This window comes from Variimorphobacter sp. HTMS_6, assembly GCF_059717775.1.
In genome coordinates this window covers 4,128,251-4,147,755 of the sequence record NZ_AP046094.1, presented here as the reverse complement: position 1 = coordinate 4,147,755, position 19,505 = coordinate 4,128,251, and the positions used below count along the sequence as shown (strand labels likewise).

17 protein-coding genes and 1 pseudogene are annotated in these 19,505 nt (G+C 36.7%); 1 reads left to right on the top strand and 17 read right to left on the bottom strand.

Translation table 11 applies throughout. The annotated features are described in order from the left end of the window. Positions 1 to 41: 41 nt before the first annotated feature. Positions 42 to 1,475, bottom strand: a complete 1,434-nt coding sequence (locus AC6IWN_RS18720; protein WP_497989618.1) for a S8 family peptidase — start codon at positions 1,473 to 1,475, stop codon at positions 42 to 44. Between the two features lie 284 nt (positions 1,476 to 1,759). Between AC6IWN_RS18720 and AC6IWN_RS18715 the strand changes: the two genes are divergently transcribed. Continuing rightward, on the top strand, positions 1,760 to 3,013 hold the full coding sequence (locus tag AC6IWN_RS18715) for a helix-turn-helix domain-containing protein (RefSeq protein WP_497989616.1): 1,254 nt from the start codon (positions 1,760 to 1,762) through the stop codon (positions 3,011 to 3,013). Here AC6IWN_RS18715 and AC6IWN_RS18710 read toward each other — a convergent pair. The 16 genes and pseudogenes from AC6IWN_RS18710 to AC6IWN_RS18635 all read right to left on the bottom strand — a co-directional run bounded on the left by AC6IWN_RS18710 (position 3,010) and on the right by AC6IWN_RS18635 (position 19,321). Then, entirely contained in the window at positions 3,010 to 4,284 is a 1,275-nt protein-coding gene (locus AC6IWN_RS18710) for a hypothetical protein (RefSeq protein WP_497989615.1), read from the bottom strand. The two genes, AC6IWN_RS18715 and AC6IWN_RS18710, sit on opposite strands and share 4 nt — an antisense overlap. Positions 4,285 to 4,390: 106 nt before the next feature. Further along, positions 4,391 to 5,899, bottom strand: a complete 1,509-nt coding sequence (locus AC6IWN_RS18705; protein WP_497989613.1) for a CXXX repeat peptide maturase — start codon at positions 5,897 to 5,899, stop codon at positions 4,391 to 4,393. A gap of 14 nt (positions 5,900 to 5,913) precedes the next feature. After that, a complete protein-coding gene (locus tag AC6IWN_RS18700; RefSeq protein WP_497989612.1) occupies positions 5,914 to 7,080 on the bottom strand; it encodes a radical SAM peptide maturase, CXXX-repeat target family in 1,167 nt (388 codons plus the stop codon). Next, entirely contained in the window at positions 7,073 to 8,212 is a 1,140-nt protein-coding gene (locus AC6IWN_RS18695; protein WP_497989611.1) for a radical SAM peptide maturase, CXXX-repeat target family, read from the bottom strand. Before AC6IWN_RS18695 ends, AC6IWN_RS18700 begins: the two co-directional genes overlap by 8 nt. Before the next feature lie 42 nt (positions 8,213 to 8,254). Further along, positions 8,255 to 9,322, bottom strand: a complete 1,068-nt coding sequence (locus tag AC6IWN_RS18690; RefSeq protein ID WP_497989609.1) for a carbohydrate binding domain-containing protein — start codon at positions 9,320 to 9,322, stop codon at positions 8,255 to 8,257. A 235-nt stretch (positions 9,323 to 9,557) separates the two neighbouring features. Further along, positions 9,558 to 9,725: pseudogene (locus AC6IWN_RS18685) on the bottom strand (sporulation transcriptional regulator SpoIIID); the annotation flags it as partial. After that, positions 9,725 to 11,251 (bottom strand): recombinase family protein, encoded by a 1,527-nt coding sequence (locus tag AC6IWN_RS18680; protein WP_497989607.1) that lies wholly within the window; start codon positions 11,249 to 11,251, stop codon positions 9,725 to 9,727. The gene AC6IWN_RS18680 and the pseudogene AC6IWN_RS18685, both read right to left, overlap by 1 nt. A gap of 249 nt (positions 11,252 to 11,500) precedes the next feature. Next, on the bottom strand, positions 11,501 to 11,662 hold the full coding sequence (locus tag AC6IWN_RS18675) for a hypothetical protein (RefSeq protein ID WP_497989605.1): 162 nt from the start codon (positions 11,660 to 11,662) through the stop codon (positions 11,501 to 11,503). 200 nt (positions 11,663 to 11,862) lie between these two features. Beyond that, entirely contained in the window at positions 11,863 to 12,681 is an 819-nt protein-coding gene (locus tag AC6IWN_RS18670) for a M15 family metallopeptidase (protein WP_497989603.1), read from the bottom strand. Between the two features lie 81 nt (positions 12,682 to 12,762). Beyond that, the gene (locus AC6IWN_RS18665) at positions 12,763 to 13,515 is read right to left on the bottom strand and encodes a hypothetical protein (RefSeq protein WP_497989601.1); all 753 of its coding nucleotides are present in this window, start codon (positions 13,513 to 13,515) and stop codon (positions 12,763 to 12,765) included. After that, positions 13,515 to 14,921, bottom strand: coding sequence for a sensor histidine kinase (locus AC6IWN_RS18660; protein ID WP_497989599.1), 1,407 nt, complete (start codon positions 14,919 to 14,921; stop codon positions 13,515 to 13,517). Before AC6IWN_RS18660 ends, AC6IWN_RS18665 begins: the two co-directional genes overlap by 1 nt. Position 14,922: 1 nt before the next feature. Next, positions 14,923 to 15,576 (bottom strand): response regulator transcription factor, encoded by a 654-nt coding sequence (locus AC6IWN_RS18655; RefSeq protein WP_497989597.1) that lies wholly within the window; start codon positions 15,574 to 15,576, stop codon positions 14,923 to 14,925. Positions 15,577 to 15,623: 47 nt separating this feature from the next. Continuing rightward, the gene (locus tag AC6IWN_RS18650; RefSeq protein WP_497989595.1) at positions 15,624 to 16,256 is read right to left on the bottom strand and encodes an ABC transporter ATP-binding protein; all 633 of its coding nucleotides are present in this window, start codon (positions 16,254 to 16,256) and stop codon (positions 15,624 to 15,626) included. Between the two features lie 3 nt (positions 16,257 to 16,259). Next, the gene (locus AC6IWN_RS18645; RefSeq protein ID WP_497989593.1) at positions 16,260 to 17,168 is read right to left on the bottom strand and encodes a hypothetical protein; all 909 of its coding nucleotides are present in this window, start codon (positions 17,166 to 17,168) and stop codon (positions 16,260 to 16,262) included. Beyond that, positions 17,147 to 17,920, bottom strand: a complete 774-nt coding sequence (locus AC6IWN_RS18640; RefSeq protein ID WP_497989592.1) for a hypothetical protein — start codon at positions 17,918 to 17,920, stop codon at positions 17,147 to 17,149. Before AC6IWN_RS18640 ends, AC6IWN_RS18645 begins: the two co-directional genes overlap by 22 nt. Continuing rightward, a complete protein-coding gene (locus AC6IWN_RS18635; protein WP_497989591.1) occupies positions 17,921 to 19,321 on the bottom strand; it encodes a DUF6034 family protein in 1,401 nt (466 codons plus the stop codon). Between the last annotated feature and the right edge of the window lie 184 nt (positions 19,322 to 19,505).

Below are 19,505 nucleotides of genomic sequence, written 5' to 3'. Positions count from 1 at the left end.
GCAATTTTTTAATAGGAGTTTGACATTAACTTACCAAACTCCTAAATACGTCGGTACAGGGAACATCGCTTTCTATCTGTATTTGTATCGGGCTTAATATATATCATTCCCTTTGAATTCAAGTTCAACTGCCCCATTAGTATTACAGTAAATACTGCATTTTCCTTTGGGAGAATATCCTGATTATTCATCAGTATGATTTGAATGTTAGAATTACTCGGTAAAATCGGATTAAGCTGTTTGTTTTGAATCACATTTGATTTTACCTGTTCCTTCTTAATCAAACGTTCGGATGCTTTTAATAATTGGTACGCATCGGGAATACCTGCATGTTTGATTTTACCATTAAGAGTAGAAATATGTTTTACATTATCATTAATTAGGCTTTTTGCTTGATCTGCGCTCATTTTATCGTCAGATGCATAAAGTAATGCAGCGATTGCAGAAACCTGAGGTGCTGCCATTGAAGTTCCGCTCATACGACCATATCCACCAACTATGGTGCTATAGATGTCAATACCGGGAGCTGCGATGTCTACCATACTCAATCCATAATCCACTTTCTCTCCCAGGATTCCGTTAGAATCAACTGCTGTCACGGATATTATATTGTCAAAGCCAAAACTTGCCGGATAAACAGGCTGTTTATCATTATTAGAGCTAAAATTACCGGCTGCTGCTACAAATAACATATTTGAGTTTTTAATCGTTTCCTTTAATTCATCGGTATATCCAAGTGCACCCCAGCTGACGTTACAGATATCTGCACCCATCTTCTCCGCGTACTTAATAGCTTCAACTGCACTCTCCATACTTCCACTGCCGTCCGTACCTCCGTTTACCTTCAGTGACATAATCTTTACATTAACATTGGAAGCTACGCCATTAATTCCTATATTATTATTTGCAACTGCTGCTATGATTCCGGCAACATGAGTACCATGATTATCATTATCAGAAATAAATGCTGTTACCGTTTTATCCTGCTCTTCATAATTACAAACAGTTGCATCGTTATTATAAAAATCCCATCCGTATACATCATCAATATAGCCGTTGTGATCGTTATCTATATTGTCACCAGGGATCTCGCCTTTATTTCTCCACATATTTTTCGCTAAATCCGGATGGTTATAATCGATACCGGTGTCAATTACTGCTACAACTACTTCATTCTTTGCTTTCCCGGTTTCATTCAAGTAATTCCAAGCTGTATCTACATTCATATCAATACCCTTACTTGAGCTTAATACCTGCTTCTTCTCATAGGAGTAATTGGTGTAATGTCCCGTATTATTGATATACCATTGAGAATCTGTATAGTTGTCATTACTGTAACTGAAATTCGCGATAGAGGAGTCATGTTCTCCGGCTTTTGTATCAGCCAAGGATGTATGAAATGCAATACCGCTGATTGTTGTGAAGGAAAGCAATGTGGTCGCAATAACTGCGGTTGCTAATTTTCTACATTTCATATACATTCCTCCCTTCTGTCAAGTGTTTCATCTATTATATTATTAATGGTATTTCTTTCCCTTGGCAGTTTCGTGGCAAATGTAATACATATTTATTAACTTGGATTGCTATTTTATTAAGTTAATTTACCGAAATATTAATTAAATTTACTAAAATATTAAATTAATTAACATTGTGTAACAATTATCGTCAGACAACATTTTAGTAGTGCATAATTTACTCTTATATGCTATAATTCTATTATACATTACATAATTTTCCATTCCATAAAGGAGGAGTTTATATGGGTATTCTAAAAGACAAAGCTCACGCCATGGATCAACAGCAGTTTTGGGATAGTTTGCAATTCGATATTGCTATTTCAGGTCAAAATCCAACTCAGCACGATTTCAAGACTATGTTCGAACGAAGCTTCATATTTTCCCTCTTTCTTAAGGGATGTACACCTACGGAGATGTCCTATTATCAGAAGTTATTTCATATTAAAAATTATGGTTATGTTATTTTAGTGGACCTTTATCCTCAGAATTCTATGAATATTATTAGCGCAATAGGGGATGAGTTAGAATTTCATAAATCTTTAAAAGAATTTTTGAAAGATACCAATAATATGATAGGTCCTATAGCTGCAAACCGAATCTCAATTTTAATCAGTAGAGAAGATATGCCGACTGATAACATACATAAGGAAGAAAGTACTGCTCTTTGTAAAAAGATAATAGATTTCTTGGAGACAAACTATAAAGTAACCGTTAAAGGCTATATAGGTAGCGTACAAAGTGCTTTCTCCTTTTACACCTCCTTTGTCCATTCACTCTCATGTCTGCTAGGTACTAAAAACAACAAGATAATGCATTATCTTAATAAAAAACAGGACACGATCGATAATAACAGTATTGAATACCTAAATACTGAGCAGCATCTTTTTGAAGCGGTGCGTATGCATCGACAAGAGTCCTATAATTATTTTGGAATATTGATGGATTGGCTAGAACCATATGATGATGAATTTAAGCGCAATAAGATATTCGAGCTATTGACCTTAATCACCTTTGCACAGCATTTTGACGGACGAACCGAAATCAGATTCATTGATTACACCATGTATATCAAGCAATTTAATACCTACAGTGGTGAAGAATTGATCCAGAATGCTTTTCAACGCTTTGTTTTCATCACTAATTATTTTCAAGGTCAAAACACGATTGATTATTCCAATCATATCGTAAAGGCAACAAAGGAATATTTGGAGAATCATTATTCAGAGGATATTTCATTAGATGATATTGCTGCACAGGTAAACATCAGCCCGCAATACTTTAGCAAATTGATAAAAAAGACCACTGGCTTTAATTTTATAGATTGGCTCTCGATGCTTCGTGTAAAAAAAGCAAAGGAGTTACTAACCAACTCCAATTTGACAGTGAAAGAAGTGTGTTTTATGGTGGGTTATAAAGATCCAAATTATTTTAGCAGAATATTTAAGAAACGTAATGGTATGACTCCCAGCGAATATGTAAAATCTTATACTATTTAGATATAGGAATTAAAAAACAAACCGCTATACATAGATGTAACATAGGGATTAGGAAAGTTACTCTTTTGCGTATTCGGATAAAAGACTACCGTTTTTTCTAGATACTCCATCGGATTTATTGCAATTGCCTCTGATTTATCTCTGAGCTTTGCGATAAATCCGTTTTCTTTGGAAAACAAAGCCTCCATGCCGCCATCCGTAGCTGCTTGCATTGCCAAAGACTCCTCGATTTGCAGCGTTCCGTCTTCCATCTGATTGATACCGCAAGCCTCCAGCTCATTACTATAAAAATCTCCCAGGCTCTTCATTTCACTGATTAATTTGGAAGCATTATAGCTATCCTTATTCAATAAGGTACGATTTTGTGCCAGATCAATTAATTTATTATAGGTATCGACCACTGATTCCACTGAATTTAATACCTTATTCCCATTCGGGGTGATTTTCAACGTAATTGGCTCTTCTTGTGCCTTCTGTAAGGAGATAAACAAAGTATTTTCCAGGGAAAATGCATTGCTCATTGTCTGTTTATCTACTTCATTCAACTCAAATCTAGCATTATCCGCATCTTTATTAATCCTATCAATTCCGAAGAAGTCTACAATTCCACCATCACTTGAATCCTCATCTTGAAAAGAAAAATGATTGGCACCGTACCTTCCGGTCATATTGGCTATGATATTAATATAGCTATAATTGCTTGTTTCTGCTTCTTCTACAGTAGCACTAATTCCAGGCACTGATTGATTCAAATACGAGACAAGACGTTGCATCGCCTCGGTATTTGAACCTCTCTCCGGGTGATCAAATATCAGCGGATAGGTTTGATCCAATACTTTACATTCAAACTGATAGGTTCCGGCAGGTAAAGCACGGGAATCATTACGTAATTCCTTCCCCTTATTCTCCTGAACGGTTGCCAGCGAATCTACCCGAATTTTTATCTCATCCGGGAGTTTCTCAACCTTCTCATTGAGTAGTTCCGCAAACAATACGCTGTCATTGCTGACAGATACCGCTTTTGAATCAAAATGTGATACTTCTGGATCTTGCATATCGTATAGCTTTACCTTCAGTTCCAATGCGGTATCTTTTACTCCAAATGTATAGTCCTGATTTTCCTGAGAGATATTTATCTTATAAAAAGGCGTACTTTTACTAAGGTTTACAATATCATCATAAACCTTTTTTAATTCGCTACGACTTTTAGCAGGATTCATCATGACCCGCTTCATCGGATAGCTCGTCTGAAGATAATTATATACTTGCATCAAAACGGACTCCCCCTCCGGAATGAAGATTACACTTAGCGTAATTGTAATTTATGACAGACAAATATTCAATAGGTAAGATTGAAAAATACATATGAAATTAGTATCATACTGCATTAATTCCAAAAACCTCACAGCTATCAAAATTAATAGAGAATTGACCCTTATTTCCTTTCTCCCATTGGTATTGATGTGCTTTTTCTTCCCACCAATGATTATAATCAAATTTTACTTTATCAATATCAGAGGTAATCCTGTCATATAACGCACTCTCTCTAAGCTCTTGTTCATCCAGTTTTAATAACGAATGAAATAGCTCCTCTAGTGAGATTCTTCTTTCAAACAGTGACTTTATTTCGTCTTTTTCTGCTTCCGATACTTTCCCAACCCATCTCATATTCGGATTATTAGGTATAGCCGAAGTAACAAAATTACCCTCCTTCGCCTGTGCAACCTCTTCCTTTGACGTATCCATTTTCTCAACAGCGATTGATTGAAACCGTTCTTCTTCACCGTTAAAGGTTATACTCTCCTCATATTCTTCCTGATTGTTTTCTTCGAAGTCTTCCTGAATAATTTGACTAGCCTCCAACACATAATCGTTTAACGATATCTTACGTTTTTTACCGGTAACCACCTCAATCGGATCCTCGTAATCAAGATAAGGGATGGAATTCACGCCTAACAGCATGCCCATATCCTGCATACCCTGTAGCAGGTTTCTTGATGTTTCCCTCTCTTTATGTGAGATCACACACTGAATATGTGAAGGTGTATTTACTTCCATAGTCATGACATGATTTAGATACACACATCTTTTACAATGATAGCAGTCACATTGTTTGCAAATCGGCGCATAATTTTTATTATAGAGGTGATTGTTTTTAATTACCACTTTGTCATTAAGATTACCAAAAGACACCGAATTGGAGTAATAAAATCCGGGACAGACATACCAATCGCCCTCCGGGGATACCGTCAGATTCGTTACTCCGCCATCACAATTTCTCATATTATCCAATACAATTCGATCTGTGATGCTATTAAACTCTATAACCGATCCTGTAGAACAGGCTAGTAAAATCGAATCAGATATTTTATCCACGGCTCTTTTATAACTTTGTACATCCTTATCCGCGTATTGATTGATTTTAGTTAAAATTAAATTAACTCTTTTTACCCTTCCCACAAGTTTATGCACCTCTTGTGAAAAGTGCTGCAAATTACTTCTGGACACACGAACAATGATATTTTGTATTCCTTCCTTGGGAAACAAAGTATCATCAATTCCTTTTGATGTGTATTGAAGAACAGGAATACTCTCCGGATATTCACTTAACAAAGAAAACGGAATAATTTTTGCATGATGAGTAGTTTCAATCAGCTCTTCAATCTCCGTTGGGATTTTATTTTTTCCATATATCATATTTAAAAACAAATCCTGTTCTCTAGCATACTTTACTACATCCTTAAGAACATTATAGGAGATCATCTTAGGCTTAACCCGATTTTTTTCAGTTTCATAAAAACATACCGACGGCGCCGATGAATCCAGCAGGATAACCAAATGCGTCAACTCTTTCTTATCTTCGTTTATAAACCATGTATTTTCCATATCGTTAACTCCTATTAAACTGATTCCAGATGGGCTTGTAATTTATTATGAAAGTATTCATTAGCCCGTACTCTTGCTTTATGCATATTGCAAATATAGGTAGCCTTTTGAAATATCGTAGAAGTCTGTGCACAATCGTAGTTCACGCCCTGACAATCCGCACAGCCACTTGCCACTTCACACTCGATGCACTCGTTTGGTTGATACGTAAATCTGGAATTCGAATGAAAGGGTCTGCATCGGTCCTTGTTAATACCCTTTTCACAATCGCCAATTACTATCGCTTCTCTATTGGATAGGGAAAACGGAGCAAATCTGACACAAGGATAAAAATCCCCATTTGTACCGATTGCCAGCATGCGTCCGGCTCCACACCACGCAGAACTATCCACTTCACGATCTAGCGGTTTACCAATACTCGTATTAAAGAAACTGCACTTATTCTCATAAAATAATGATCTTTCAATGATAATATCTGCAAGCTTTTTTAACTGTTCCTCCAACAGCTGATCATCATTCTCGAACCACACATCTTCAAATACAACATTGATATTTACATCTTTAATCCCTATATCCCACAAATGTAAAACACTTTCACATATATATGGAATATCATCATGAGCGACCGTAACTTTTGTTGAAGCTTGCGGAAACTGTTCCATCCATAACGGAACCACTTTTACAATATCATCATAGGAGCCTCTCCCGTTTGAGAACACTCTTTGCATATCATGCTTTTTCTTCGTTCCGTCTATGGAGATACCGATATTTAGATGGTTTTGATTTTTTTTAATAAATTTTTGTACCCTAGGGTCGTTATACATTAGTCCATTTGTCGATACATTGATCCGGTATGCTTCAAACCAGGGATGGTTTAAGTGATACATACTTATCTTTATATAATCAACGATTCGATCGATCAGCTCAATTTCAAGCAAAGGTTCTCCTCCGATAAAATCCCACAGGACACTACTTTCAGAAAACCATTCCCGATTATGTAGGATATAATCGATTGACTTTTTTGCTGTGTCAAAATCCATTTTCTTTTTATTGTTTTTTCCGATAATGTAACAATATTTACATCTGAGCTGGCAATCTTCTGTAACAATGAAGGTTATATTTTGCGTTTGACCATTTTCCCACATCTTGGTTGGCTGAGCCATGGCAATCTCTTTATTCATGTAGTTCATCCTCCTGTATCCAATCTCTCCAAAAGTAATGATTCACCCTGGCAATTGCCCTGTGAATCTCACATAGCCCAAGTAAAGGCTGACAGATTGTCGGAGTATGTGCCTTACCATAATTAGCGGCGTGGCACCAGGAGCAGCTATTTTCAATATCACAAACCAGACACTTTTCAGGGCTATATAACCTTCTATCATAGGAATGATAAGGTCTTAATAAGTCTTCATTAATACCATTGTCGCAATCGCCAATCCTACGGTTTGGTAACGAACCCTGTGTTCCAGGGGCGAATCGAGCACACGGATATAGATTACCATCCATTCCCACTGTGATAATCTCCCCTGCTTTACACACACCGTTACCACCATGTGTATGAATCATTTTTTCATTAATCGGGGAAGGGAAAAATGGTAATCTTCTACCATCATTGATATGTTCATGCTTTATATAATCCGCCAGTTGATAGAGTTGCTTCTCTATCACAACGGCGTCTGAAGATTGCCAATCATCCTCAACCGCAAAGCCTATATTTATGTTACGGATACCTAGATTCCATAGGTTGACTATGCTATCGAACACATCGGGCAAATCCTTCCGGGTCAGGGTGACCTTAGTAGCAGCGTTCGGAAATTGTTTCGTCCACATTGGAATATTAACAATAACATCGTCATAGGAACCCGTTCCGTCCGCATAAACCCGGTGCGCATCGTGTTTTTTTCTGTCCCCATCCAGTGTTATATTAATATTCAAGTGATCATGATATTTTGCTATAAACTCCTGAACCTTCACACTTCCATAAAGTATTCCATTTGTTGTTATGGAAATTGCAAAACAATCCTCCCAGCGATGTTTTAATTGGCTGCATTTCTTTTTAAAATATTCGACAATATCGTCAATTAAATCAATATAAAGCAATGGTTCCCCACCAATAAAATCCAGACTGACCTTATCTCCATCAAAGCGAGCCCTGTCCATTAAAAAATAATCTACCGCTCGACATGCAATCTCCCATGGAATAAATGATGGAAGCTTTGCTTTATCATCTGTGTAGCAATATTTGCATCTCAACTGGCATTGATTTGTAACCTGAAATGTAAATATATTAACTTTGGGTGATTCTTTCTTCATCCTTATGCAGCCTCCAAAAACGAATTGCTTTTATGAATGGTATTAATAACTATAGTAACAGTGACCAAACATACAGGTTGAAGTACCATCACAGCCACCACTGCATCCAAAATCACATCCTCCAAGACAGGAGGTATTACAATACCCTAAACAAGAAACATCACATGTTGTATTGCATGAGAAAAGACAGGAATAAGAACATGACCCGGTACAGGAAGAACTACATCCAACTGAGCATCCTGCACTACAGACTGAGGAACAGCCTGAGCAAACTTTAATTGTAGGGGTTGGCTTCACCGTTGGCTTTGGAGTCGGCTTTAATGTAGGCTTTGGGGTTGGCTTTTTGGTAGGCTTTGGAGTCGGCTTAACCGGCTTTGGAGTTGGTTTCGGTGTAACATCGGGGACATATTTTTGTAGTTTCACATAATCATACCAGATATTACCCGTCTGATTCGGACTGCAAAGAGCAATCCATAGATATTTTGTATTTTTAACTGCTGTAAATGTATAAGTGACCTGTTTCCAACTCGTAGTCCCTTTCAATCCAATCTCCTTAAACGCACCGACAAGATCCGTTCCACAAGGCGCTCCACTGCACTGGAATAGAATTGCATGTGGTGTTGTACTTGTGGAACTGGTTTTATAATAGAAAGAAAAAGTATATTTCGCACCTGCTTGAATAGAGACTGTAGAATGATAATATAGATAGTTTGATTTATTGCCAATAATTTTCGCCGAATGACCTTTCTTTAATTCCTTATGTACCTGTGCATCCCAAATAAAACTCTTCTTACTAGGTTTTGTTGAAGTATTGTTACTAATTTGCCAACCATTGCTGTCAACCGGATTAGATTCAAAAGAACCATTCTTAATTATATTACTGCCAAGATGATACTTCGGAGAAGAAGCTTCCAGCGATGTCCCGGATATTTTATTCAAATTAGTTTCAAGGAGTCCTTGCTGTGAAGCAAATACATTCACCGGAATATTATGTTTTACCTCAGCTTGATTTTCCACTTTTCCTTCAGCAGGAAAGGCGGAGAAAATCGAGGAGAAACCGATTACTGCTGTTGATGCCAGAAGTACGGTTTGCTTTTTCTTGTGATCCATATTATCTTTCCTTTCTCAATCATTGTCCCTACCACATGGATTGAAATCTTATTTCTCTATTTAGTAAAAATTATACTATCATACCTAATTATTTACAATGTAATAATTGTAAAAACCTATACAATCGCAACCCAATATTCCACATATTAATTCATATTAATCTTCCACAATACAAAGTAAAAGAGACTCTCCCAATATCATGAGACAATCTCTTTACCAACATATAAATTACCAATTAATATGCTTGATTATATCTTGTTTTATGAAGATATTTCTCTTTCGTTGCCAGACCGCCTCTGATATGTCGTTCTGACTTATTAAGGTCCAAGACTACCCTTGCTTTTTCAGCGAGGGAGGGGTTAATTTGTGTGAGACGTTCTGTAACGTCCTTGTGTACGGATGTTACATTCCGGAACAGGAGATATATGTCCCTTCTTCCCGTTTTAATAGGTTTCTAATATAAATTTTAATACTACCATCCTTACCGACTTCTATGTAATCTATAATTTTCTTAAGCATTTGATTTGTGAACAAATCATTCGATATCATGGTATCGATGTTATTAAAAAGTTGATTTATTGTTTCCTGATACTCCCTCTCCTTATCCTGCAATTCCGCGGTGGATTTAATCTCCTCTTCTAATTGATGGATCAGATCCTTTAACCCAGCTGACCTTTGCTCAAACTCCCGAAAACTTATCAAACCTTTTTCACACATTGATATCTGGCGCTCATATCGCATTTTAAGATCAGACAGTGCCTTCTCCCTGCTCTTTTTTGTCCTCTGAGTCAAGCTACTTTTCGCGTAGACTTTCCTAAATTCTTCTGTAGTCCACCTTATCATTTGAGTTTGGTTGCGGTAAATCTCACAAAGATAATGTCTGATTGCCTCTAGCAGCTCTGTTTCTTTCACATTATTTGCGTTGGAGCATGACTGAGCTCCGTGATAGTTACGATTATTGCATCCCCAGCTGGCTATACCGTTTTTATTCCTAACTTGGAGCCGTCTGAAGGTGCTTTTACATTCCCCGCATTTGATTAATGTGCTGAATATATATTTATTACTATTGCGCTCCTTATTATTTAAAAAAGCATTATGTCTACTCTTTAATAACTTCTGTGCTTCGGTAAAGGTCTCTTCGCTTATAATTGCAAGATCCGGTTTATCGGTAATATACCACCGGTCGGACGGCAACGCCTTACGTTCATAGGAATAGATTTCAATCATTTCTTCTCTGCCGTTAATCACCCTGCCAATATAAAGCTCATTCTTTAATATTCTTGCAACTGAGGTTTGCTGCCATAAGGCACCCTGTTTTGTCGTTATTCCTTCTTCATTGAGTATATTTGCTATCGAAGAACAGCCATACCCCTCCCTCGTATAATAATGAAAGATTCTTTTTACAATATCCGCTTCATATGAATTGATTACAAGGTTAAAGTAATCTCCCACCACTTTATCATAACCATAAACCAGATTCGGAACTTTACCTTTCTCCATATTCATCTTCTTGCCGAATTTTACACGCTTGCTAAGGTTCTCGCTCTCCTGTTGTGCAATCAGACCCATAATTCCTAGAACAAATTCGTCATCCGTCAAGTTAGGTTGATTCACGAAGATTACCTTCATGATATGCTTTTTAAGGAAACGAATTGTCTCGATGCTATCAACGATATTTCTGGCCAAACGGCTGATATCCTTCACCAGAAGATAATCAAATTTCTTCTCCTGCGCATCCTGTAGCATCTGTAAAAATGCTTTTCGATTTGCTTTTTTCGTCCCACTGATTCCTTCATCCGAATAGATCTTTACCAGTTCCAGCTCCTGTTTTCCACAATACCCTTTAAAATATTCCTCCTGTGCAGCAAGTGAATTCAGTTGATCCTCCTTGTCCGTTGATACCCTGCAATACGCTGTCGCCCTAATCATCTACTAACCCTCTCTTACCAGACATTTTTGATGCTAATCATATTTCCTTCGAGCAAAAAAGAGGATATTGCAAAATAAATAATTCTATTAAGAAATAATATTAATTGCCTCACACACAGGTTGGAAGAACAGCATTCATATTTTGTATTTTTCAGTCGTACATAAAAGTACGCCTTTGAAAATACAAAATTATGAAAATTGTTTTCTAAACAGTCATGATGCCAATATAACATTATTCCTACAAATTATTTATTTTGCAGCATCCCCTGTAGGGTTGTTATTATTCCCGTATATATTATGCGGCTTAAATTGATCTACCAAAGCAGAAGCAATAATCTTAGATAGGATTTCCCACTGCATCGGATTCTCATTCTGATCTACAAATATAAACTTACTCGTTGGCTTGTCCATAGTACCACCCCTTCAACTTCATGGTCTAATATATGAAGGTAGTAAGGATGATTATTACAGGTATTCACCATTATTTTGCGACATGTAAATACTATTTTTTAACTCAAATATCAATAAAGATCTTCTAGGGTTTTAAATTACTTAAAGGCATAAACATATAATGAATTTATATTTCTCATATAATTATCTATAATTAATTATTATTTCAAATATTCTTCAAGGCAAATTCCTTTACTCATAATTTCTTCTGCAACCACTTTCCCAACGTAACGAAAATGCCATGGTTCAAATATAACACCTGTGATATCTTTCTTATCGGGAGGATAGCGAAGGATAAAACCGTATTTACTGCAGTTTTCTTTTAACCATATCGCTTCTGGAGTTTGTGCTTGTTTTTCATCTAATATTTGATAATTGCGGGATACAATATCTACCGCCAAGCCATACTCGTGCTCGCTTGTTCCTGGATAAGCAACCACTGTTCGAGCTTGAATACGTGCATTTTCTTCGGAATAGCCTTTTTTCTTAAATGATGCAACTTCATTATTGAACAGCCTCACCTGTTTTTGCTCTGATCGATAGGAGGAGCAAATAAATGGGGAAAGCCCTTCTGCTTTCGCTGCATTCATCATATCAATTAAGTTCTGTGCTGCTCTTTTATCAAATTTATAACCGTCTCCAACACCCTGTAAATCCGGTTTATAGCCTGTCGGTATCGGATTCTTTTTATTTATTAATATTAATGCCCATTGCTCTTTGATATATTGTTTTCCAATCGTATTGATTGTTTCATGTTTTTCTTCACTATTATCTGATTGATCCTGGTTATTATTATATTGTGATCCTTCTTTCACTTCTCCACCGATAGGTACTAATCTCGTAAAACTTACAATACAGCCAGCCATTACCAGGATAAATATTATCGCAATACAAAGGCGAGCGATTAATACACACCGTTTTTTCTTTTTTCTCCGCAGTTCCTTCAACATAGCATTTTTCGAGTCATAAGTTTTTAACATGACTTTTGTATCTCCTCATTTACGGCTTTGTTATATAAGGAGTATAAAAAATGACTGCATCCGGATCACATCGAAATTGTATCAATTTTGCATATTCTTATCATAATATAGGTTATCACTTTCAGGAGGCGCACCGTAGTTATAGCCGCTACTATATTTCATAATGCCGTACATTAACGTATCGGTCTTATCCTGATAAATAACCACCTGATAATATTGTTTATAAAACTTTTTAGAGCTTAAATTTTTATTCATCGGCTTAACATAGTTTTCTTTTACTGTAAATCCCAGATAATCCCCCCAGGCTTTGGCGGATTTGAGTGAAAGTTCATATAAAGGCGTTCCATTAACTTTATTAATCGAAAACATCAGTATCTTGCCGGTCTCATCATCTAGCGATACCGTCCCGGTTCCTTTTAGATTATAAAAGATCATAGTCCATATAATAAACGATTGGGACGGGTGTTCCGTACTAACATATAATTTCGCAATACAGTCCTGGACATTTATCTCATTTCCAATATCCGGAAATACACCCGACCCTTCCAGTATTTTGATCTCTTGAATTGCTGCTTTCTTAACAGATTGCTTATTTAAGTATTTTCCCTCATCAATGGCTAGCGAATTAAAACTTGATTTCCCGTATAACTCAATTTTTTTCATAATAGATAATCTTTGTTGATTATTAACTTGTGTGACTTCTTGGGGTATTAAATTAACCTTATTTATTATATTTTTATCTTGAAACGCAAATATACCTGAGGGAAGTCCTATACTTAGGGCTACCATGATAAGAACAATCATGACCATCGCAATGAATTTTAATTTAACCATCAATCTTCTCCATCCTTTAGCGTAACACAGACTGTAGTCCCTTTTCCCTGAATACTGTTAAACTCCATATGTCCGCCATGTAGTTTAACTATTTCCGCACATATTGCAAGGCCAAGTCCGGCTCCCCCCTGAGTTCTTGCCCTTGATTTGTCAACCCGGTAAAATGCTTCCGTAATCTTGTTAAGCTCACCTTCCGGGATTCCTTTTCCGTTATCTCTGATATATATTTTGTAATCATTCTGACCTTTTTCCCCTATAATATTAATTTTTCCTTCCCCTTCCATCGCTTTTCTCGCATTATCGATCAAGTTAAAGCATAGAGTCTTAATTAAATCCGGATCAATGAATAGATCCCCCTCTTCCGCAGAGATTTCAAATATAATGTTCTCCTTCTCAAGGACGGGGTCAATAAAAGTCTTTATTTCATTTAATAAGGCCACCGCTCCCACTTTTTCAAACATAAAATCTTGTTTGTGAAGCACTATCAGATCCAATAATTTTAGGGATATCGCTTCAAGCCGTTTTCCTTCTTCACAAATAAAGTTAGCAGCCAAAAATCTTCGATCAGGAGGCATTTCTTTTGATCGTAACATATCTGCATAACCGATGATGGAGGTCAGTGGAGTTTTAATCTCATGTGCGAAGCTACCAATAAAATCTTCTTGTCTTCTGACTGAATCTTTTAATGCATCTATCTTTGATTCCAAATTATCTGCCATAGAATTAAAATCTTCAGCAAGCGTTCCTATCTCATCGTTACTGTTGATATCTACACGAATGGACAAATCACCATCAGCAATATTCCGGGTAACCTTTGAAAGTTTCTTTACCGGATAAGTAAGCCATATCGATATCATATAGCTTAAAATCCCATTTACAATAATAAGGCTAACTATTAATTTTCGATATACATTGTTTTGTTCGCTTCTTTCTTTGAATATTGAAGTAATGTCATGATAACTTTCGAGGTATAACGTTTGATTCACAACTTTTAACAAACTAACAATCTGAATATAATACTTCCCTTTATGCTTAATCACCATATACCCCTGTTGCTTTTCGGATACTTGTTTGATTAGTCCCGTTTGGATTACCAATCCAGTGCTTTCGTAAAGAACCTCACTGTTTTTTACAATTCTTACTTTCAACTTACCCATCTGCCCACTGCTTTCAACGGATTGAGCGATACTGGTAATCTTATTACTTTGTGTATCACCGGTTAAATCTGCATTAGAGGCTGTCATTTCTATCGATAGTCGTAATAGCTTATTTTCTTCTTTCGCAAGATTGAGCTCCCGATCCAAGGAGGATTTGAACAATGAATTAACTAAAATGTAACCTCCAATGCTGAAGGTTACACATATCGTTACAATTGTATAAAAGAACAGTCTCCATGAAAATTTCATTTTATATCTCCAGTCTGTATCCAATCTTGTATACTGCTACAATCTTATCATCCCAGCCGATCTTTTTCCTCAAACGCTGAACATGCAGATCCACCGTTCTGCTATCTCCCATATAATCACTTTCCCATATTCTCTCGTATATTGTTTCTCGAAAAAGTGCAATATTCTTATTCTTAATAAACAGTAGAAGAATTTCATATTCTTTTCTGGTTAGAGGAATCATTTCGCTACCTCTCTTCACCGTTCGAGAAAGCGTATTAATCTCCAACTCTCCAAGATTAATTATCTTTTGGCTTTTATTATATCGTTTTAATACAGATTCTACCCGCGCCAGAAGCTCAATGATTTCAAATGGTTTGACAAGATAATCATCCGCTCCCAGCCGCAAGCCTTTCACCTTATCCTTCACAGTTGCTTTAGCTGTAAGAAAAATCACCGGTATTCCCATTGGCTCCACATATTCCATTAATTCATAACCATCTAGCTTTGGAAGCATAATATCCAGCAAAATCAAATCATAGAGGTTATTATCTATCTCCTGCACCGCTTCCATTCCATCATAAACACAGTGGCATTCATAGCCTGCATCCATAAGATTCATTTCTATTAAAGTGGAAATCGGTTTTTCGTCTTCCACAATCAATATTTTTATCATTTTTATCACCCGGTCATATAATATATTACAAATGCATCATAGTTGCATCATCTTACTTGACTAAGTAATCCCCCATCCATTTCATAGACATTATCACATAGAATTTGAATATCTTCTGCGTTATGACTTGCTATCAGTATTGTTTTATTTTCTTTCTTTAATTCCAATATGATTTCACGTATTTCCGCAACACCTTTTTTATCCAGACCATTAAATGGCTCATCTAGAATTAATGTATCCGGGTTTTCCATAATTGCTTGAGCAATTCCAAGACGTTGTCTCATCCCAAGCGAATATTTGCATACATGCTTCTTCATACCCGGGTCTAAACCAACCTTCTTTAGCACCTCTTTAATTTGGTTTTTCCCAAGAACCCCTTTCAGAGAAGCAAGTATCTGAAGGTTACGTAGCCCTGTTTCATGAGGAAGAAATCCGGGGGTTTCAATAATAATGCCAAGCCCCGAAGGAAAATCACTATCTTTTCCAACCCGATTTCCATCCACTACGATATAACCCTCCTTTGGTTTTAAAAATCCACATATGCATTTGAATAATACCGTTTTACCCGATCCGTTATTGCCGATAATCCCATGTATCTTACCGGATTCCAATTCGAGATTTACAGATTTTAAGGCCTGTTCCTCCCCAAACCATATGCTTACATTATTTATTTCAATCATATTTTATTCCTCCTGTGTCCCTAGAAAGTTGAAATGATAGCGCTTCATGGCTCTGACTGTAAACACAATCAAAATTACTATAACTACGCCATAGATTACATATGTCTGGCCAAGAGTAGGAAGCAAATCATAGCCAAAATTGTGCTTCTGATAAGTTGCCTGACGAAGCGGGGATAACCATCCACAGATAATATTTGCAATATACTTTGCATGTTCCGATATATTCAAGGTGACTGATATCCACTCCGGGTTTAACAAAAGACCAAAGAGGTGGAAGGCAAAGCATGCAGCAACCCCCATGATCTGCCCTTTTTTAATTGAAACATAAAACATTAGCAGTACGGATAGCAGAATATAAAGCAGCACTAATAAAAATATTGTAATTAAACAAGAATAGGGCAAGGACATCTGAAAGGTCTTTAGTGATGCTGGAATATTGAGTTGCTCTGCGTAGTTGCTGTACCCGAGTATTGCTGCCGTGGGGCTCCATAGATTACCTAGGAATGCATTCCCCCCACAAAGGAATATGGTTGCCACCAGGATAAAACCTGTATAAATCAGCGTTGCAAGTACAAGATAAAGCAATTGTCCTAATACCCAACTCACAACATTAATCCGGATTAAATAATAAGGCACGGCACCATTTAAAAATGGCATGTCTGCAAATAACAAAATCCCAATCAGCGCAATCAAAAGAATAGATATTCCATCTCCAAACACCCATATAAAAGGTTCGAATGCTTGAAGAGTGGTTCCCTGACTTAATGTAAAATCATTTACCTTCTCTGTTAGAAGAAAACAAAGAATGAATGCCAGAAGGAATGACATTATTATTCTCTTATTGTATCTCCAACGGTAAAAATGGTACGCGCATACTTTGCCTATGATTTTTACCTTCGTTTTAATTTCCAATGCATCGTCACTCCTTCCAGTACTATAAATATTAAGCTTAGCACGAACAGAAACACTCCCATCAAAGCATAGCCATCTTGCCATATGTGTAGCTGTTGTACCCATTCCCTAGGGTTAATCAGATATGCATTCGTAAAATACCTGGTTGACAGAATGATAAGCATATAATTTACAAGAAAAGGTCCGCCATAAACCATGTATATACTTTTATTGATTAATCCAAGAAATGTACCCAGGCTTGCCCACAACATACCCATGATGGATATCTTTAAAGTCAATAAAACTGTTTCGTTAATAAATACATTCCAATTAACGATATTGCCCTTTTGCTCTCTTGGCCAATAGAATATGCCTCCTAGAATAATCGCAACAAATACTCCCAAACAGACACATAACCAACCGCATAAAGCATTTGCAATGACCTTTGAAATAATATATTGACTTTTCTTACTCCGTATTAATATAAAATTACAAAATGAAGTTCGAAACTCTTCCATAAAATGTCCCGCGTAGGGTATCGTAGTTAGCATCGGCAACACAAAAACGATTCCCTCCGATTTAAGCGCCCTATTTATAAAGTCAAGAAAATATCCGGGAGGGAGTCCCTGTATTCGTTGCTCTCTTGATAGAAAAAGTGACTGCCAGGCTGCCAGGAAAACAGTGAATATCATTATAAGGAATGCTACCAGAAATCTTTTGGAGATGAATCCTCTCTTTAAATCATTTTTTAGTAAGTAAGCAAATCTTTTCATCTAATAACCATATCTCCTATCTAAAATAGTACCGTCCAGTGCATTGACAGTCATCAAACTGGTCCTCCCATATAGGTCACTGATAAAATCCCATACGGGAACTAAAGTAAATTTACTCGGCTCATTCACATTCTTCACCCTCATATATCCAAAACGAAGCTCCGTAACATTTATAGATGTATCTTTTTCGGTAGAAGCATAAGCAATTGGTATCTGCTTTTTAAAGGAATTCTCAATTGTCTTCAAATCCAAGGTTTTTACATTCGCAGCTCGTACTTTATCTACCCTCATTGGCGAACTCCAGTCAAATTGAACAACTCCGCTATCACTGATCAGAAACGTTATTTTTTCATATCCATAAGGTAGACTGTTTACCTCTTCTATAGAGTCACTGCCATCATAAACATCATAATTCTCAGTGATACCATCGTACTTTCTGGTATAATGCAGTACATATCCTGAATAGTTTTTTACATTATTTCCACCTGTTCCTGACTGAACCCATGCGGCATTTTCAATGAAAGATAATCCATATTCCTTGGAAACTCCTATTTTTTCAAGAATATCGCTACCGAATCCTTCCGCGTCTTCCTTACTGTACTTACAAGTGTTTTCAAAATCTCCCGATGGTTTCCCATGCTCCGAAATATAATTCGTTTCCGCCACATAATATCCTTCGGCATTCTCTTCTGACATTTCAAAATGACAGGTACTTGTAGAATTTGACGTATTGATTAGTACATTGCCATCCTTCCCTGACGTTGTTTTGCCTTTCGCAGTGAAGGTTTTACTATTCTCCTTTTCTAATCCTTTATCTTTCCTGAGTTTAAAATCAGTAACCGGACTTACATCTACCTTATCCGGTGCTGTTTTCAATAAACTCTCTAAGGTCTTAATGTACCTTGAATTCGGTTTCGCAATGAGCACGGAATCTTTATTTCCGTAATCTTTAGAGCCCTCCTCTGATTCATAGCTTTTCAGCTCATCAATCTTTCTTTGTAATTCTTCCTTTGATAATTCCTCATCCGAGCGATTTAAATATACATCATTCTCCCCAAAGAATATCTTACATAACTTTTCAACATCATCATTGTTAAAATCGTCTCTTAGGACTGTGACAACAGGAATATTCGTTAATTTTGGTTTCACTACCGTAGCATCAACTTTTACCTTAAACTTTCCTTTTGCCGCTGTAATATCGAATTTCACCTTCTGTTTCGTTTCCGTATCTGCCTGCGTTTGATCACCATTATTTTCTTTTACTGTACTTTTACTGATTACTGAGCTTAAATTCCCTTTTTCATCCACTGCAGATTGCTTTGGAGTCGGCTGGCAAGCTGTGGTGAAAAGGATGATCAAACAAATTAGGGCACACCCCTTGATTGTCTTCTGAAACGACATATTAGCACCTCTCATTCTCTTTTATTGCTTATTTTAATTATTAGAGCATGTATCTAGAATACGCTTCCTATGCTAAAAGGTTCTTGCATCATAGTTACATCATAAATCCAACGGAGGAGTGGATTAACTTTCCAATGCGAATATTTACAAATGGTATAAATCGGAATATAATTCAAATAAATAA

Excerpts from the sequence above, each read along its gene's own strand:
- AC6IWN_RS18720 (WP_497989618.1), bottom strand. The coding sequence starts at position 1,475 with ATGAAATGTAGAAAATTAGCAACCGCAGTTATTGCGACCACATTGCTT.
- AC6IWN_RS18715 (WP_497989616.1), top strand. The coding sequence starts at position 1,760 with ATGGGTATTCTAAAAGACAAAGCTCACGCCATGGATCAACAGCAGTTT.
- AC6IWN_RS18710 (WP_497989615.1), bottom strand. The coding sequence starts at position 4,284 with ATGCAAGTATATAATTATCTTCAGACGAGCTATCCGATGAAGCGGGTC.
- AC6IWN_RS18705 (WP_497989613.1), bottom strand. The coding sequence starts at position 5,899 with ATGGAAAATACATGGTTTATAAACGAAGATAAGAAAGAGTTGACGCAT.
- AC6IWN_RS18700 (WP_497989612.1), bottom strand. The coding sequence starts at position 7,080 with ATGAATAAAGAGATTGCCATGGCTCAGCCAACCAAGATGTGGGAAAAT.
- AC6IWN_RS18695 (WP_497989611.1), bottom strand. The coding sequence starts at position 8,212 with ATGAAGAAAGAATCACCCAAAGTTAATATATTTACATTTCAGGTTACA.
- AC6IWN_RS18690 (WP_497989609.1), bottom strand. The coding sequence starts at position 9,322 with ATGGATCACAAGAAAAAGCAAACCGTACTTCTGGCATCAACAGCAGTA.
- AC6IWN_RS18680 (WP_497989607.1), bottom strand. The coding sequence starts at position 11,251 with ATGATTAGGGCGACAGCGTATTGCAGGGTATCAACGGACAAGGAGGAT.
- AC6IWN_RS18675 (WP_497989605.1), bottom strand. The coding sequence starts at position 11,662 with ATGGACAAGCCAACGAGTAAGTTTATATTTGTAGATCAGAATGAGAAT.
- AC6IWN_RS18670 (WP_497989603.1), bottom strand. The coding sequence starts at position 12,681 with ATGTTAAAAACTTATGACTCGAAAAATGCTATGTTGAAGGAACTGCGG.
- AC6IWN_RS18665 (WP_497989601.1), bottom strand. The coding sequence starts at position 13,515 with ATGGTTAAATTAAAATTCATTGCGATGGTCATGATTGTTCTTATCATG.
- AC6IWN_RS18660 (WP_497989599.1), bottom strand. The coding sequence starts at position 14,921 with ATGAAATTTTCATGGAGACTGTTCTTTTATACAATTGTAACGATATGT.
- AC6IWN_RS18655 (WP_497989597.1), bottom strand. The coding sequence starts at position 15,576 with ATGATAAAAATATTGATTGTGGAAGACGAAAAACCGATTTCCACTTTA.
- AC6IWN_RS18650 (WP_497989595.1), bottom strand. The coding sequence starts at position 16,256 with ATGATTGAAATAAATAATGTAAGCATATGGTTTGGGGAGGAACAGGCC.
- AC6IWN_RS18640 (WP_497989592.1), bottom strand. The coding sequence starts at position 17,920 with ATGAAAAGATTTGCTTACTTACTAAAAAATGATTTAAAGAGAGGATTC.
- AC6IWN_RS18635 (WP_497989591.1), bottom strand. The coding sequence starts at position 19,321 with ATGTCGTTTCAGAAGACAATCAAGGGGTGTGCCCTAATTTGTTTGATC.